This window comes from Iningainema tapete BLCC-T55 (assembly GCF_014698965.1).
Taxonomy (GTDB): Bacteria; Cyanobacteriota; Cyanobacteriia; order Cyanobacteriales; family Nostocaceae; genus Iningainema; species Iningainema tapete.
Map to the genome: position 1 here is coordinate 342,063 of NZ_JACXAE010000086.1, position 15,851 is coordinate 357,913.

The following is a 15,851-nucleotide window of genomic DNA, read 5'->3' on the forward strand; positions in this document are numbered from 1 at the left end:
TTCTCTCTAGCATACACAGCTTTTCTGCGCCAATTGTATTTACCATTTTCTCTTGCTACCGCTTGAATAGCAACTTATGACGGTAATTAGAGCGACAAGTCCAGTCATGAAAAATTCACAAACTTTTATCAATTCCCTCATGAAATTTTTCTGAACACCGGGCAAACTAGGGCTATAGCGATGAAAAATTGCCTTGACTTCTCTAGGTGAGTTTTGTAGTTCGACTGCATACATAAAAAATTCAACTTTAGTCATCTACATTACGGAACTTTACAAGTAGTGCAATCAATCATGCTTTAGTGTGGGTGAGAGAAGAACTATGTTAGAAAAAATATTGCTAGCGGTGACAATTACATTTTCCCTGAATTTATTTTTGCAGGTTCGCCCCAGCGACCAACCACAGACAAAGACGAACACACAAATTGTGGTGACGATGCAAAAGTAGAGTTGGGATGTTCCAGTCATAAATCCGGCACTCATTATGGGAACTTCTGGGCTATTAGCAGGTCTAATAGATAGGGAAGACATAAACCCAGTACGATCTATGAGTCAATCAATTAGTGTATCCTGGTCAACGGTTGATACGAGGCTCCCAGAAGCATTGGTGCAAGTTGACAAACTCACCAATCACGACTTAATATTGCGCTGTCAAGCAGGATTGCGCCCTGATCGTGCTGCGTTTGCGGAACTTTTACGCCGCTATCAATCTCAAGTTGATCGAGTTTTGTACCATCTTGCTCCTGATTGGGCGGATAGAGCAGATTTAGCTCAAGAGGTTTGGATTCGAGTATATCGGAATATTAACCGATTACAAGAACCAGCTAAGTTCCGGGGTTGGTTAAGTCGCATTGCTACTAACTTGTTTTATGATGAGTTACGTAAACGCAAGCGCGTAGTCAGTCCTTTATCGCTAGATGCTCCCCGTTCTGTTGATGATGGTGAGATGGATTGGGAAATTGCTGGCGATACACCAGGACCTGAGGAAGAACTGACAACTAGAGAATTTTATGAGCAATTGCGTCTGGCGATCGCTGACCTACCTGAAGTTTTTCGCACTACCATTGTTCTGCGGGAGATCGAAGGCTTGGCATATGAAGAAATTGCCGAAATCACTGGCGTCTCTCTTGGAACTGTAAAGTCCAGAATCGCTAGGGCAAGGTCTAGGTTGCAAGCTCAACTGCAAAATTATCTAGATATTTAAAATTACAGTACTTCTGGGAAGGTAAATGGCAGAATTTAATAATTCATTAAGAATTATCAAAAAATCTGGCTAATTTCTGCCATCAGAGAAAAGTTAATCAAATTCTCAAGGTCATTTACTCTTTATAACCCGTGTAGGAATTGGTAATAATGTTAAGATGACTACTGATTCACAGTCTCAAGACTATTCCCACTCGCAAGACAATCTAGAATTGCCTTCGGGGAATGATAGGCATACCAATGAATTAACGGGTGCTATGGATATGGTGAAGCGCGATCGCTTCGAGTTATTAAGTGCATACCTCGACGGTGAGGTGACTGCTGCCGAACGTAAACAAGTGGAAGAATGGTTGGCAACTGATCCAACCGCGAAACACTTGTATGCCAGATTATTAAAACTGAGGCATAGTGTGCGGAATATTCCCGTGCCAGAAACTGTGCCAGTAGAAAAAACAGTCGAACAAGTTTTGACTCGTTTGCATCGTCGTGCGCAACTGAAATGGTTATGTGGCGGTGCAGCCGTTGCTGCTTGTGTGATTAGTGCCGTATCTGGTTTACTACCTACTCCAGAACTGCAAATAGCTGATAAACAATCAGTAAAACAGGCACAAACAGCATCTACGCCTGCTACTACCTCACCGTTAATGGTTGCTATTAATAATCCGGTGATTCCTATTCCTAAAGCTGCACAAGCTGCTCCTGAATCAGGAGTGGATCAGTTCAAGGACATTGAAAATGATATTAATTAGAAGAACTCAGTTGTCAGAATTTAGAATAATACTGTTCTGGGTTCTTTCTTTTTAAATAATTAATAATTGATAGTTATTTAATATCTGAGGTGTCCAGTCCACCAGCCATTTGGTAGGTGGACTCCTTTTAGTTGACTAATTTTTTCAAATGTCATAGTTTACTTGTGCGACAAGAGCAACTATTAATAAACTAAGCCGCATGAAAACATTTCGCACACCGAGTGCCGGTGGTTCTGGCATGCTTAATGCTTTTGCTCTGAATAATCAAGATGATTTAGTCTATGTGGATAAATATTTTAGCTAGTGACGAGCGCCCATTCAGCAACGCTTGCTTTTCCAGATCCTGAAGCAACTTAGTGTCTATATCTTGGATAAGAACTTCAGCTATCGCTCTTACCCCCCTAATAAAACAAGGTTTTACAAATCGGAGCGGCGGGATTTGAACCCACGACCTCCACTACCCCAAAGTGGCGCGCTACCAAGCTGCGCTACGCCCCGATTAATCTTTACATGATATCAACTATGATTACGTTCGTCAAGTACTCAACCGAAAAAAACTTTGAGCATCCCAACCGACAAAATGAGTGGAGCTAGAACTTGCCCTAGAATATGGCATGACTTAACTAAGCAGAGCGCACTTTAAATAACAGCATCGTCACAGTTGTAAAAAACACACTTAGTATAATACTGTTCAAGCTGATACTCTTACCGCTTTCACTGACCAAAACACTTTCGAGGATCACTGAAGGTAATATTATTCCATTCAGCAGTAATAACCGATAAAAAATTACTCTTCTTTTTGCCAAAGTAGTTACGAGGGCTAAGCAAAATCCTAGAGGAATAAAAGTTAGTGCGTAGTAGAATATTTTATGCTCTTTTGGCATCAACTCTAGTAAATTAAAAGAGTAATAATTCTGTAATTTGTCTACATAGACTTGAACAGTTGCTTTGGAATAAGTGACGACTATGTGATGAGGATTAGTGTCCGCAAAAATACCAGGAACATTCAGTTTGAACTCCGAACCGTTTTTACCTGTAATTGGTGTTCGTATCCGCAAGTCTAAGTCACTTCCCTGTTGTCCTAGTGTAAAATTACGCCGAACGCTATTCCTGGAAATTGAGACAATACGAGCTGGTCCCGTTTGGTTTGTGTTACCACTAGCAACAGTGGTACTGATGGTAAATTCTGAGGTTTCACTGATTTTTTTGTTCAAAGATGTGACAGCCGCAGATGATTCTAGCCAGTTAGTGGAATTGAAAAATACGCCCTCACCGAATTGAGTTTCCGTAGGTTTTCCCCGCCATACTAGTCTCGAAAGTTTCCCTGTCTGATCTTGATAGCAACATTCATTATTTAATTGATAAGAAGCTAGCAGAGAATCTCCAATATTAGTAAAGTATGTTTCATCTGTAAATATCTGTGACACTTCTTTTTCTGTTACAGATTTATCAGCAATGTCAACTTTGTAAATATATCCTTGCCAAGGTCGATCACCTATTTGCTCATTGCCAAGTAGTAGATGATAATTTAAACTCCAGGTACTCAAATTAGTTGTATTTTGCCATAATATTGCCAGAATGAATGTTAGAAATATGTATCCCGCAAAGAAAGCTGTTATTTTTTGAGCAGAATGCCTAACTCTAATATTTTGGTGTGTTATGGTTCGAGAATTATAAGTATAAAAGCTGAGAAAACCAAAACATCCCCCAATAGTGTTGTTAAGAATATCTTCAGGGGTAGGTTGTCTGGAAGGTAGGAATACTTGCAATAATTCAACTGTAAATGATAAGCCTGCACTAGCTAGGATAACTATAAAAATTTTGACTATTGGTTTCATCCTGGTTTTTTGTAACACATTAGTTACCGTGAAACCAACAGGCATAAATAACAAAACATTGTTTACCTGGTCTTGGAATAGACTGGTATTGTTGAAACTCTCAATAAGTTGTTGCCAAGACAAATTACTGTTAAAGGAAAAATTAAAAGGATAAAGTGTAGCTAGTATCACTAATATGCTACTGAAAAAAACAAGTATAATATCTATCAAGGATACTGGTTGCTCTGACAAATTAAATACTGAGGAAAAAATGTTGCCTCTTTTCATAAATACTTGAGTTTATTATTTGACGAATCACGAATAATAAGTTATTGGTTGCACCTAATCTGTACATTTTAATTACAATTTTCAAAAATTAGCTTAAAATTTGCGGCTATTCACAATAAATATAAACTATTAGTCGTTATTTTAGTTATGTATATACTTCTGATTGAGATATTGTAAAGATTTAATGAAGTGCCTGTAAATATACAGATATAAATTTTCTGGCTTGCATAGAATAATTATCTTTGGTACTAACTTATAAAAATTTTGATTATGCGATATGTTGCTTTAACCGTGAGATGAGATGGTCAGTAAGATTCTTTACAGACTTACTCTTTGTTCCAATTTTTACAAAAACCTCATAATACTATTGAAAGAGAGATGAAAAAAAGGCTGGCATGTTAATTTGTGTATCCCATGCCTTATCAAAGTTGGCATTACCCTGCTTCCAGGATGAATCTAAACAGTCATGACAGAACTGAAACTGCGCCTACAAGAAGGAAATACCGAAAGAACTGTAACAGTACAGCAAGATGTGTTCAGTATTGGGCGTTTGCCTCAATGTGACTTGTACTTGCCTTCTGGTGGCGTTTCCCGTTATCATGCTCGTATAGTGAAAACTGTTTCTGGTGCATGGACTATTGAGGATCTGGGTAGCAAAAACGGGACGCAACTGAACGATCGCCTTGTTACCTCTCCCCAAGAATTACAGCACGGCGACATTGTTTGGTTAGGGGATGTCAGCTTAATAGTACTGTTGACAAATCCTTTGCAAACGCGAATAGCTAAGCAAGAGGGTGTTTCTCAAGGCAGAACTATTCTCCGCAACGTCAAACAACTGCAACAGCAATGGATACAAGCTGATGATGACGATGGCAATATCAGCAACAAAGATAAAACCATTGCCCGCCTCAAAGACTTGGTTGACATCGCCAAAAATCTCTCCGCTGCAGCATCCATCGAAGCTATTTTTTCTCAGGTGCAAGAAGTTGTTTTTCGTTATCTCAAGAGTATTGACCGCTTAGCTTTACTGATCGATGTCAATGATAGCGGTAAATTGGTCCTAATGAACGCTGCAACCAGAAATTTACGCGAACAAGAAGATTTGCTAGCTGATGGTAGTTGGATTAGTCGCAGTATTTGCCAAAAGGTATTTGAAGAAAAAGTAGCCACTCAAACCGCTGATGCTCAAAATGATGAACGGTTTGCTGGGGAACACAGTATTCTAGTTAAAGATATTCGTAGCGCGATGGCTGTACCGCTATGGGATGAAAACAAAGTAATTGGTGTACTTTATGCTGATGCTCATCTTTCTTCTTACCATTGGGTACAAGAAGGCGAAGAGGAACTTGGCTTTTTTTCGGCTTTAGCCAACTTAGTGGCTTCTAGCGTGCAACGTTGGCTGTTGGCGGAGAAACTAAAAACTGAGGCGGTGATTCGTCAAAGATTAGAACGTTATCATTCTCCAGCCGTTGTACAACAGTTGATTGCTTTGGGAACTCTACCGGATGGTCGTTTACCGCCCAAAGAAAGTGAAATTAGTATTTTATTTGCCGATTTAGTTGGTTTTACGGCAATTTCAGAACGATTAAAGCCTACCCAAATCGCGGAGTTACTGAATAATTTATTTGAGGAGATGCTGCAAGAGGTGTTTGCCTTCAGCGGCACTTTGGATAAGTATATTGGTGATTGTATCATGGCATTTTTTGGCGCTCCTGAACCACAAAGCGATCATGCCGATCGCGCTGTCGCTGCTGCCAAAGGTATGCTAACTCGTTTATCTGGTCTTAATGCGCAGAATTTTTGGACTGAACCACTACAATTGCGTATTGCTATTAATAGTGGTAAAGCTGTAGTTGGCGATGTCGGTAGTTCTCAAAGGGTAGAGTATACGGCTCTGGGCGCAACAATTAATCTCGCTGCTCGGATGGAAGGAGTTTGTCCCCCTGGTGAGTGTGTCATCAGTGAAGCTACTTATCAAATGCTTTCTCAACCTTCCAGTTTTATGGAAATGGGCGATTATCGCTTTAAAGGTATTAATCGATTAGTTAAAGTTTATCAAACGAAGATGCATTAATAACAGAGAACTCAGAACTCACAATTCAGTATTCAGTATTAATTTTGGGTTTAGATCCCCGACTAAATTCTTACAAAGACCAACTGAGTTCTGACAACTGAGTTCTTTTTTTAATTTTTATTTCAATCTAGGTAAGCGTGTCGCATCCTGGTATAATCGTGCAGGGTTAAAAAAGTTCTGTAATTTAGGGGAGATTTCAAGCAGAAATACATAAGTAATTTGTATAAATTAGCTCAAGTTAAGTTGCAAAGTTTTAAGATATACAGACTAAGCATTAGCTGAAAGATAAAATTTGAATGGTAGGTTCCGCAATCTAGGTTTGGTAAAACCAGGAGCTACCGCAGGATATTTTGTAACGGGAGGTTAGGTAATGGCTATAGCCACCATTAATCCCGCAACCGGGGATTTGCTCAAAACTTTTGAGCCACTAAAAGATCGACAAATCGCCACAAAACTAGATTTGGCACAACAGGCTTTTGATTCGTATCGCAAAACTAGTTTTGCCAAACGTGCTGTCTGGATGCAATCTTGTGCTGACATTTTGGAGCAAGACAAAGCTGAATTTGCTAAGTTGATGACGCTGGAAATGGGTAAGCCCTATTTTGCAGCGATCGCAGAAGCAGAAAAATGCGCCGTTGTTTGTCGCTATTACGCCGAACACGCCGCTGATTTCCTCGCTGATACACCAGTAAAAACTGATGCTAGTAATAGTTTTGTTCGATACCAGCCATTAGGTATAATTCTCGCAGTTATGCCGTGGAATTTTCCCTTCTGGCAAGTGTTCCGTTTTGTAGCCCCAGCATTGATGGCAGGAAATGTGGGATTGCTCAAACACGCTTCTAATGTGCCGCAATGTGCTTTGGCAATAGAAGAAATTATACATCGTGCAGGTTTTCCCCCAGGAGTGTTTCAGACTTTGTTGATTGGTGCTGCTAAAGTTGCCGACATCATTGCCGACGATCGCGTTAAAGCTGCTACTTTAACAGGAAGTGAACCAGCAGGAGCTTCCTTAGCGGCAGCAGCAGGAAAACAACTGAAAAAAACAGTCTTGGAATTGGGAGGAAGTGACCCTTTTATTGTCACAGAAAGTGCCGACTTAGAGGCAGCAGTGGCAACAGCAACTACAGCGCGGATGTTGAATAACGGACAATCTTGTATTGCAGCAAAACGCTTTATAGTTGTTGAAGCGATCGCCGATAAGTTTGAAAAGCTACTGTTAGAAAAATTCCAATCGCTCAAAATTGGCGATCCAATGTCACCAGACACAGACTTAGGACCACTAGCAACTCCTGATATTCTTCATGAATTAGACAATCAAGTGCAAGCTTGTGTCCAAAGTGGAGGAAAAGTCCTGACGGGAGGACATGTGTTATCACGTCCAGGGAATTTTTATCCCCCAACGATTATCACAGATATTCCCCCTGGTAGTCCTACGGAGCAAGAAGAATTTTTTGGTCCGGTGGCGATGTTGTTCCGGGTTCGGGATTTGGATGCGGCAATCAAAGTCGCAAATGCTACACCATTTGGCTTGGGCGCAAGTGCTTGGACGACGAATGAGCGAGAACGCGATCGCCTGATTGAGGAAATCGAAGCTGGGGCGGTATTTATCAACGGGATGGTAAAATCTGACCCCCGATTGCCTTTTGGTGGGATTAAACGTTCTGGGTATGGAAGAGAACTCAGCATTGAAGGTATAAAAGAGTTTGTCAATGTTAAAACTGTGTGGGTGAAATGATGTGTGGATGGCTAATGGAAGACTGGCTAATGGAAGACTGGCTAATAGTTTTTAAGCAATTAACAATTAGCAATTAGCAATTAGCCATTAACTCTTAGCAAATTCAAACGTCTAAATTTTTTCGCGCTAGAGAGGAATCAAAATGAATACAGCAGAATTATTGGTACAGTGTTTGGAAAATGAAGGGGTGCAATATGTTTTCGGACTCCCTGGCGAGGAAAACTTGCACGTTTTAGAAGCGTTGAAACACTCGAATATTAAGTTTATTACTACCCGTCACGAACAGGGTGCAGCCTTCATGGCGGATGTCTACGGACGTTTGACAGGAAAAGCGGGAGTGTGTCTTTCTACTTTAGGTCCTGGGGCGACAAATTTGATGACTGGGGTAGCAGATGCTAACCTAGATGGTGCGCCTTTGGTAGCAATTACCGGGCAAGTGGGAACAGATAGAATGCATATAGAATCCCATCAATATTTAGATTTGGTGGCAATGTTTGCCCCTGTGACAAAGTGGAATAAGCAGATTGTGCGCCCAAGTATTACACCAGAGTTGGTACGTAAAGCCTTTAAGCGGGCGCAAACTGAAAAACCGGGCGCAGTTCATATTGATTTACCAGAAAACATCGCCGCTATGTCGGTAGAAGGTAAACCTTTACGTAAAGACAATATTGAAAAAACTTTTGCCTCTTTTGCTTCCATCCGAGCAGCAGCAGCAGCAATTTCCCAAGCTAATAACCCAATAATATTAGTAGGCAATGGGGCGATTCGCGCTCAAGCCAGTGATGCGCTGACACAATTTGCCACTCAAATGAATATTCCAGTTGCCAATACTTTCATGGGTAAAGGCGTAATCCCCTATACACATCATTTAGCTTTGTGGGCGGTAGGATTGCAGCAGCGCGATTTCATCACCTGTGGCTTTGACAATACAGATTTAGTAATTGCCGTTGGCTATGATTTAATTGAGTTTTCCCCGAAAAAGTGGAATCCCGATGGCAAGATTCCCATTGTCCATATTGCGACAACTCCTGCAGAAATAGATAGTAGTTATATTCCCCTTGCTGAAGTAGTAGGCGATATTTCTGATTCTCTTGATGAAATTTTAAAGTTAGCAGACCGTCACGGTAAACCCAATCCTTACGCTATCAGTTTACGAGGAAATATTCGTGCCGATTACGAAGAGTACGCCAATGATGATGAATTTCCCATTAAGCCACAAAAGTTAATTTATGACTTGCGGCAAGTAATGGGACCAGATGATATTGTGATATCTGATGTTGGCGCACACAAAATGTGGATTGCCCGTCACTATCACTGCCATAGTCCTAATACTTGCATCATTTCTAATGGTTTTGCGGCAATGGGTATTGCTATTCCTGGTGCTGTAGCTGCTAAACTTGTACATCCTAACCGTAAAGTTGTTGCCGCAACTGGCGATGGCGGCTTTATGATGAATTGTCAGGAATTAGAAACCGCATTGCGTGTTGGTACTCCCTTTGTCACCCTCATTTTCAATGATGGTGGCTATGGTTTAGTTGAGTGGAAGCAAGAAAATTACTTTGGTAAAGGAAGATCTTCTTTTGTACATTTCACCAACCCCGATTTTGTTAAATTTGCGGAAAGCATGGGTTTAAAAGGCTACCGCGTTGAATCAGCTACTGATTTTGTGCCGATCCTCAAAGAAGCTTTGAATCAGGATGTCCCTGCTGTGATCGATTGTCCAGTAGACTATCGTGAAAATAGGCGCTTTAGCCAAAAAGCCGGCGAGTTGAATTGCGCAGTGTAGGAATTTATTTTTCTTGTGGGGTAGGCATCCTGCCTGCTCACAAGAAAGTTACTTAATTAGCTCCCAACAATTTCTACAACATAAAACTCGTCACCGTTATCGTCTACTGTCCACCAGTTGTCTTTTGAAAAAGCTACTATTTCACAGTAATATGTTCCAGGAGACAATCCGCTCAGCATTAGCGTGTGATCGGTTTGTAGTGTAGAATATTTTTGCTCACCTAAAGCCTTACCAAGTTGCAGCTTACCTTGATGGGTATGAAAACGTACAACTGCTGTTGTCGGAATGTCAGTTTGCCAACACAGCTTTGCCCCATTAACTTCTACATTACTGATTTGCGGAAATTGAGCAATGCGGGCACGTTCAACAGCAGCTTCTACGTCTAATTTTCCACAACCCCAAGTGTTGTCAGGTTCACTACAGGTAAAGCGATCTCGTCGTGCCGTTTGCATGAAAATTTGCTTAACCTGTTCACAAGTTAAATCTTGACGCACACTCAAAATCAATGCCGCTGCTCCTGTAACATGTGGTGCAGCCATGCTTGTACCTGCCAAAAGTGTATGCTGTCTGTCAGGATAAGCTGGACGTTTTATTCGGCTTTGATTTGAACGAGTCGAAATAATCCATTCACCAGGAGCAGTGATTTCGGGTTTTTGTAATCCGTAACGTGTTGGTCCAGTACAGCTAAATGAAGAAATATCACCCTTTGAAGAACTTGTCAACTTTGGACGAGTCACGTAAGAGCCAACAGTAATGATTCGCTTGCCGTTACCAGGAACCGTAATTTTACAACTTTCATTAGCATAATCTAACAGGAACTGGTTTTTCTGTATCCGAAGTCCACCACCAATCCAGACATCGTAACGCCCCACTTCTACCCTGTCACCTTGTAGCAGTAACTTCCATATACCTGGTTGAATGCAGTCTGCTTCACCTTTATAGAGAATAATATTAGCCCTTGTATCACCACTAGGTTCAACATTTCTTTCAAACTTTACCTCAATGTGATTGTACGTCTGTGTTTGAAAAAACTCATGTATTTCATCTGAACTAACTAATTCTAAAGTAGGGCTATCTGGAGGTTGTAGAGCAACACTGATTTTGTCTGCACCGTCATACCAAACGTCAAGTTCTTCACGAGGGTGTCCTTCATACACCTCAAATTCTAGAATCTGTGTTTGCTCTGAGCTAATGTTTCCGGCTGCATGACTCAGTCTTTCTTGCTCATTACCTGCTGACTTGACTACAACAATATTTGGTTGTCTGAGTAATAAATCTATAAATTGTTCTAATTCTGTTTCGCCTGCATGTCCCCCGATATTACTTCCCATGCTTAAGTTAATGACAACAGGACTTCCTTCCGCTTGTGCACGCTGAGTGATGTAATTTAATGCACCGAAAGCTCGAGCTGAACGTCCAAGATTAATCAGATTAAATAGTTGATCTGAATCATTGAGAGGAAGTTCTTCTTGAAAAGCAACTATAATTAAATCAGCATCAGGCGCAATACCAGTGAATCTATTCTTACTTGCTCTTCCATTACCTACAGCAATCCCCGCAACGTGAGTACCGTGTCCATCTCTATCTAAATGTCTTACTTTATAGAGAGGATTTGATGTTTTTAAAGCTGCATCTAACTCAGCTTTAGTATACTCTCGCCCATATGGAACTTTACCATTCGGATCGTACTGTGCACCTTGATCCCATAGGTATAGAATCCGCGAAGTACCATCAATATTACGGAAACTTTCATGTGTATAATCTATACCAAAATCAATTACCCCAACTATTACTCCTTTACCCTTTACCGTTGGGATATTTTCATGTATTGGTACAGTGCTAGTTTCAGTCAGAGAAATGTCTAATTCTGTTAGCATTGGATGAGATGCTTCCACCCTAGCGACAAAATCCAATTCATTCAACTTCTCTAACGTATCTAATGTTACCTTACCACTAGCAATAGTGTAGGGCTTTTGAATCTCAAAATGTATATCCATACCAAAGCTGCGTAGAGATTCTGATCGATCACCATCTACGCAGCGTACTAGTACCTCAATAGTACTTGGTTGTCCTTTATGATGATTAAGTCCAACCCATTCAGCAATTTCCGAGAATAGTAGTTCAGATTCTCCTGATTGACGTTTGCTGAGTAAGTACCACAGATACGGATCTAATTTATCTGCCAATTTTTTTCCTGGGAACTTTACTTAACTTTTTTTACTCTTTAAACAATGGGAACGAGCGTTCAACTTTGCGTACGAATGGCAATTCAGCAACTTTGTCTAACTGTTCGTCATTACTTACACAGCCGCTGGAAAATTTGCCCATCACAAAATGAGTATGGTAACCTACTTCTTGGAGTTGATCTTGCTGTTGTGGTGACAGTGGCTTTTCGGTACGAACTAGCACTTCTATTTCACCAGCAGGACGGCTATTTTCAAACTTTAACCCTGCTCTGTCGATTTTTTCTCTCCGTGCTGCGCACATAACCTATTACCTCCATTTGTATCTAATAGATTGCTTTTGCACAACAAGTGTTTTCTCCCTTACTATTCAATAAGGTAGTTTACTTGCACCCTTCTTATTTGGCTTTCCTATATTACAGGATTTTGCTACTTTTTGCAAGCTTCCTGTGAACATGAGCCGCAGGAACGGATAAAACTCCTTTTTTATGCTCCATCCGCTTTAAGTGCAAGATTTACCAGTAAAATCAGAGTGTTAAGTTTTATTTTCCAGTGTAGAGACGCGCTACGGCACGTAAGCATGGAAAACGGTAAAGAGAGGATTTGACACAATGGCATTTGAACTTCCCCCACTACCATACGACTATAAAGACCTAGAGCCGCACATCTCGGCTAAAACCCTAGAGTTCCATCATGACAAGCACCACGCTGGTTACGTCACTAACCTCAATAACCTTACCAAAGACACACCACTTGCTGATAAGTCACTGGAAGAAGTAATTAAGGAAACTGCCAATGACTCTTCTAAAGCAGGTATCTTCAACAATGCCGCTCAGGTATGGAATCATACTTTCTACTGGAATGGTATGAAGAAAAACGGTGGCGGTAGCCCTAGTGGAGAGTTAGCCGAAAAAATCAATAGCTCTTTTGGTAGCTTTGATGAGTTCAAAAAACAGTTTAAAGATGCTGGTGCAACTCAATTCGGCAGTGGCTACGCTTGGCTAGTATTGGAACAAGGTGAGTTGAAAGTTGTTAAAACACCAAACGCCGCTAATCCAATGACTAGTGGTCAAACTCCTTTGGTAACTGCTGATGTGTGGGAACATGCCTACTATCTAGATTACCAAAATCGTCGTCCTGATTATCTACAAACTTTCTTAGATAGTTTGGTTAATTGGGATTTTGTTGCTCAACAGTACGCGCTTCGCTAAATAAGCAGTAGGGGCACGGCATTGCCGTGCCCCCCTACTATGTACAGCCAATCCAAAATTTACATATGGATAGCAAACAATTAGCACAATACCTTGAGGCAACTAATAGCATTACTAAACCTTGGCTATTAGTACAATTGCGCCTGAAAAAACTTCAAGAACGTCGCGCCACAATATCAGACAATGAATATGCTCAAGAGTTAGAAGACATCCACCAAGATTTAATGAATTTGGGGGAATGGTGGCGCGGGATTGAAGATGAGGTGTTTTAGGTTATGGATTACCGAGAGGCTGGAGTTGATGTTGAAGCAGGTAGAGCATTTGTTAATCAAATACGTAATTTAGTTCACAGCACCTTTAGAACGGAAGTAATTGGTGGTTTAGGTGGCTTCAGTGGCTGCTTTGAATTACCAAGTGGTTATCAACAACCAGTTTTGGTTTCGGGTACTGATGGTGTGGGGACAAAGCTCAAAATTGCTCAAGCTCTCAACCGTCATGATACTGTAGGGATTGATTTAGTGGCAATGTGTGTGAATGATGTATTGACATCTGGGGCAGAGCCACTGTTTTTTTTGGATTATTTAGCTACTGGTAAATTAGAAAAAGAACAATTAACTCAGGTGGTTGCTGGGATTGCTTCTGGGTGTAAGCAGGCGGGTTGTGCTTTACTTGGAGGGGAAACCGCTGAGATGCCTGGTTTCTACTCGGCAGGTGAGTACGATTTGGCAGGTTTTTGTGTGGGTATTGTCGAGAAAAGTTTGTTGTTGGATGGAACTTTTGTGCAGCAGGGGGATGTAGCTCTAGCTCTTTCTAGCTCTGGTGTTCATAGTAATGGTTTTAGCCTAGTCAGGAAGATTGTCAGCGAGAGAGGATTTTCTTGGAGTGACAAGCCAGAAGTATTTAACGGTCAAACTATAGGAGAAATTTTCCTCACACCTACACAGATCTATGTAAAACCAGTTTTGGCGGCGCGTCAAGCAGGTTTAGAAATTCATGGGATGGCTCATATTACCGGTGGTGGCTTACCTGAGAATTTACCTAGATGTTTAGGACAAGGGCAAGCGATCGCAATTGATCCCAATAGTTGGTCGATCCCTTCTGTGTTTCAGTGGCTTGCTTCTGTTGGAGACGTTGATCCCCAAGCTATGTATAATACTTTTAATATGGGTATTGGATACGTACTGTTAGTACCTGCACATCAAGCACAGCATACTATTTCTCATTTTGAATCACAAAATATTACAGCTTATATCATTGGTGAGGTAATTACTGGTACGGGTGAATTGGTAGGATTACCATTTTGAAAGATACTATTTATACAATATTATAGCTTGATTTTTGTTTTTATCGGGGCGAACAGTTGTTCGTCTTTTCTAAATTAAATGATTATCTGTGGTATTTGCATATACGTGTTTATAACGTGTTCTGCTGCCATTATTCTTACTTTTGTTAATAGAAGCAATTGAAAATACTCATGATCGTTATTGGTTAAATTTGCTAACGTAGTCTTAACATATTGAAAAATTTTGCCATGTATGCTCAGAATTATGCTATTTGGCTGCAATAGGGCGAACAAACAACCTTCGCCCCTACCTCTGGGCTATTGATGTCGATTGTTCGAGTGTTAAAAACAACGTATGTTTGTTCAAGGGGGAATTATGACAGTAAATTTCGCTCGGACTTGTACTTCAGTTGAAGTTCTGAAGCAGGTATTCCAGAGCATTGATGCACAAAGTTGTCCAAAATCTTTTAATTTTCACATGCACACTGTCTTCTCCGATGGTAGGTTGCAGCCTAGTGTATTGATGGAGCAGGCAATTACCATTGGTTTGAAAGGATTTGCCATTACTGATCATCATTGTATAGATGGTTACAAAGTAGCGCAAAACTGGTTGGAAGACTGGAAATGGAAGAACCCTAGCGCAAACGTTCCTCACCTATGGAGTGGTGTGGAAATTAATGCCAATCTTTTAAATGTGGAAGTTCACATTTTGGGTTATGGTTTCACTCCCGAACACCCTAGTATGGAACCATACATCAAAAGAAAAGCTACTACAGGCGAAGATTATCAAGTTACAAATGTGATTGGTGCTATTCACCAAGCAGGGGGATTGGCGGTATTGGCTCACCCGGCTCGTTATCGGCGTTCGCACTTCGAGTTAATTCCCGCAGCTGCTACAGCTGGTATTGATGGCGTCGAAACTTTCTATGCCTACAACAACCCAAATCCTTGGAAACCTAGTGTTTTAGAATCAAAACAAGTGCAAATGCTAGCAGGTGAATATGGTCTATATAATACCTGTGGCACTGATTCCCACGGTTTAAGCTTGCTACAGCGGATCTAGAGATGAATAAGTAAGTAGGTGAAATTAAACATCAAAAACACGCTTACGTTCGTAGTGAGCGTTTGAGCGCTCAGGGCAATGGTTTGAAGCGCAAAGAGCGCTGACTACAAACTTCTATTATTCATCATCGGGGCATAAAAGTTTAACTTAAAGTGACGCAACGCACCGAAGGGAGCGAATTTCCATCGCATCTGAGACGTAACATGTGCCACCAAATTTGTTGAGGATCGGTCTAATAATTTCCACTGCTTTTTTGATTTTTTCTGGAGTACAAAAGGCGACTACGTAGACATTATCTAACATAGTCATGTTTAAATCTTCAGTATTATCACCTAAACCTTGTCCAGCAACATTGCGGATTACTAAGTATCCAGTTACATCTCCTTGTTTTAAACCGTCAAGAATTTTTCCCAACTCGAAGGAATTAGCGATCACTTCTATTCTTTTAACTGTATGCATAATT

The 15,851-nt window shown here is 40.8% G+C and carries 15 protein-coding genes and 1 tRNA gene; 10 read left to right on the plus strand and 6 right to left on the minus strand.

Annotated features, from left to right (window positions below; all coding sequences use genetic code 11):
- Positions 1–39: 39 nt before the first annotated feature.
- The gene (locus ICL16_RS46185; protein ID WP_238361005.1) at positions 40–255 is read right to left on the minus strand and encodes a hypothetical protein; all 216 of its coding nucleotides are present in this window, start codon (positions 253–255) and stop codon (positions 40–42) included.
- A 64-nt stretch (positions 256–319) separates the two neighbouring features.
- Here ICL16_RS46185 and ICL16_RS46970 point away from each other — a divergent pair, with 64 nt between their 5' ends.
- The 3 genes from ICL16_RS46970 (at position 320) to ICL16_RS29525 (ending at position 1,949) form a co-directional block, all read left to right on the plus strand.
- Positions 320–445, plus strand: a complete 126-nt coding sequence (locus ICL16_RS46970) for a hypothetical protein (protein WP_273039684.1) — start codon at positions 320–322, stop codon at positions 443–445.
- A gap of 99 nt (positions 446–544) precedes the next feature.
- Positions 545–1,201 (plus strand): sigma-70 family RNA polymerase sigma factor, encoded by a 657-nt coding sequence (locus ICL16_RS29520; RefSeq protein WP_190835132.1) that lies wholly within the window; start codon positions 545–547, stop codon positions 1,199–1,201.
- A 157-nt stretch (positions 1,202–1,358) separates the two neighbouring features.
- A complete protein-coding gene (locus tag ICL16_RS29525; protein WP_190835133.1) occupies positions 1,359–1,949 on the plus strand; it encodes an anti-sigma factor family protein in 591 nt (196 codons plus the stop codon).
- Between the two features lie 424 nt (positions 1,950–2,373).
- Here the strand turns inward: ICL16_RS29525 and ICL16_RS29530 are convergent.
- Positions 2,374–2,447, minus strand: a tRNA-Pro gene (locus ICL16_RS29530).
- Positions 2,448–2,572: 125 nt separating this feature from the next.
- Positions 2,573–4,054: a VanZ family protein gene (locus ICL16_RS29535; RefSeq protein ID WP_190835134.1), complete on the minus strand. Its 1,482-nt coding sequence runs from the start codon at positions 4,052–4,054 to the stop codon at positions 2,573–2,575.
- A gap of 466 nt (positions 4,055–4,520) precedes the next feature.
- On the opposite strand from ICL16_RS29535, the gene ICL16_RS29540 reads away from it, so the two are divergent.
- From ICL16_RS29540 to ICL16_RS29550, 3 genes are all read left to right on the plus strand, one after another.
- The gene (locus ICL16_RS29540; protein ID WP_190835135.1) at positions 4,521–6,128 is read left to right on the plus strand and encodes an adenylate/guanylate cyclase domain-containing protein; all 1,608 of its coding nucleotides are present in this window, start codon (positions 4,521–4,523) and stop codon (positions 6,126–6,128) included.
- 370 nt (positions 6,129–6,498) lie between these two features.
- On the plus strand, positions 6,499–7,863 hold the full coding sequence (locus tag ICL16_RS29545; RefSeq protein WP_190835136.1) for an NAD-dependent succinate-semialdehyde dehydrogenase: 1,365 nt from the start codon (positions 6,499–6,501) through the stop codon (positions 7,861–7,863).
- A 142-nt stretch (positions 7,864–8,005) separates the two neighbouring features.
- Positions 8,006–9,649: an acetolactate synthase large subunit gene (locus ICL16_RS29550; protein WP_190835137.1), complete on the plus strand. Its 1,644-nt coding sequence runs from the start codon at positions 8,006–8,008 to the stop codon at positions 9,647–9,649.
- Between the two features lie 56 nt (positions 9,650–9,705).
- Here ICL16_RS29550 and ICL16_RS29555 read toward each other — a convergent pair whose 3' ends face one another.
- Positions 9,706–11,835, minus strand: a complete 2,130-nt coding sequence (locus ICL16_RS29555; protein WP_190835138.1) for a S8 family peptidase — start codon at positions 11,833–11,835, stop codon at positions 9,706–9,708.
- A 31-nt stretch (positions 11,836–11,866) separates the two neighbouring features.
- The gene (locus tag ICL16_RS29560) at positions 11,867–12,136 is read right to left on the minus strand and encodes a hypothetical protein (RefSeq protein WP_190835139.1); all 270 of its coding nucleotides are present in this window, start codon (positions 12,134–12,136) and stop codon (positions 11,867–11,869) included.
- A gap of 307 nt (positions 12,137–12,443) precedes the next feature.
- Here ICL16_RS29560 and ICL16_RS29565 point away from each other — a divergent pair, with 307 nt between their 5' ends.
- The 4 genes from ICL16_RS29565 to ICL16_RS29580 all read left to right on the plus strand — a co-directional run bounded on the left by ICL16_RS29565 (position 12,444) and on the right by ICL16_RS29580 (position 15,388).
- Complete coding sequence (locus ICL16_RS29565) at positions 12,444–13,043, plus strand: superoxide dismutase (RefSeq protein WP_190835140.1); 600 nt, start codon at positions 12,444–12,446, stop codon at positions 13,041–13,043.
- Between the two features lie 65 nt (positions 13,044–13,108).
- Entirely contained in the window at positions 13,109–13,315 is a 207-nt protein-coding gene (locus tag ICL16_RS29570; protein WP_190835141.1) for a hypothetical protein, read from the plus strand.
- A 3-nt stretch (positions 13,316–13,318) separates the two neighbouring features.
- Entirely contained in the window at positions 13,319–14,347 is a 1,029-nt protein-coding gene (gene purM / locus ICL16_RS29575; RefSeq protein WP_190835142.1) for a phosphoribosylformylglycinamidine cyclo-ligase, read from the plus strand.
- A 354-nt stretch (positions 14,348–14,701) separates the two neighbouring features.
- Entirely contained in the window at positions 14,702–15,388 is a 687-nt protein-coding gene (locus ICL16_RS29580; RefSeq protein WP_190835143.1) for a PHP domain-containing protein, read from the plus strand.
- Between the two features lie 147 nt (positions 15,389–15,535).
- Here ICL16_RS29580 and ICL16_RS29585 read toward each other — a convergent pair whose 3' ends face one another.
- Positions 15,536–15,847, minus strand: coding sequence for a P-II family nitrogen regulator (locus ICL16_RS29585; RefSeq protein WP_190835144.1), 312 nt, complete (start codon positions 15,845–15,847; stop codon positions 15,536–15,538).
- Positions 15,848–15,851: the final 4 nt, after the last annotated feature.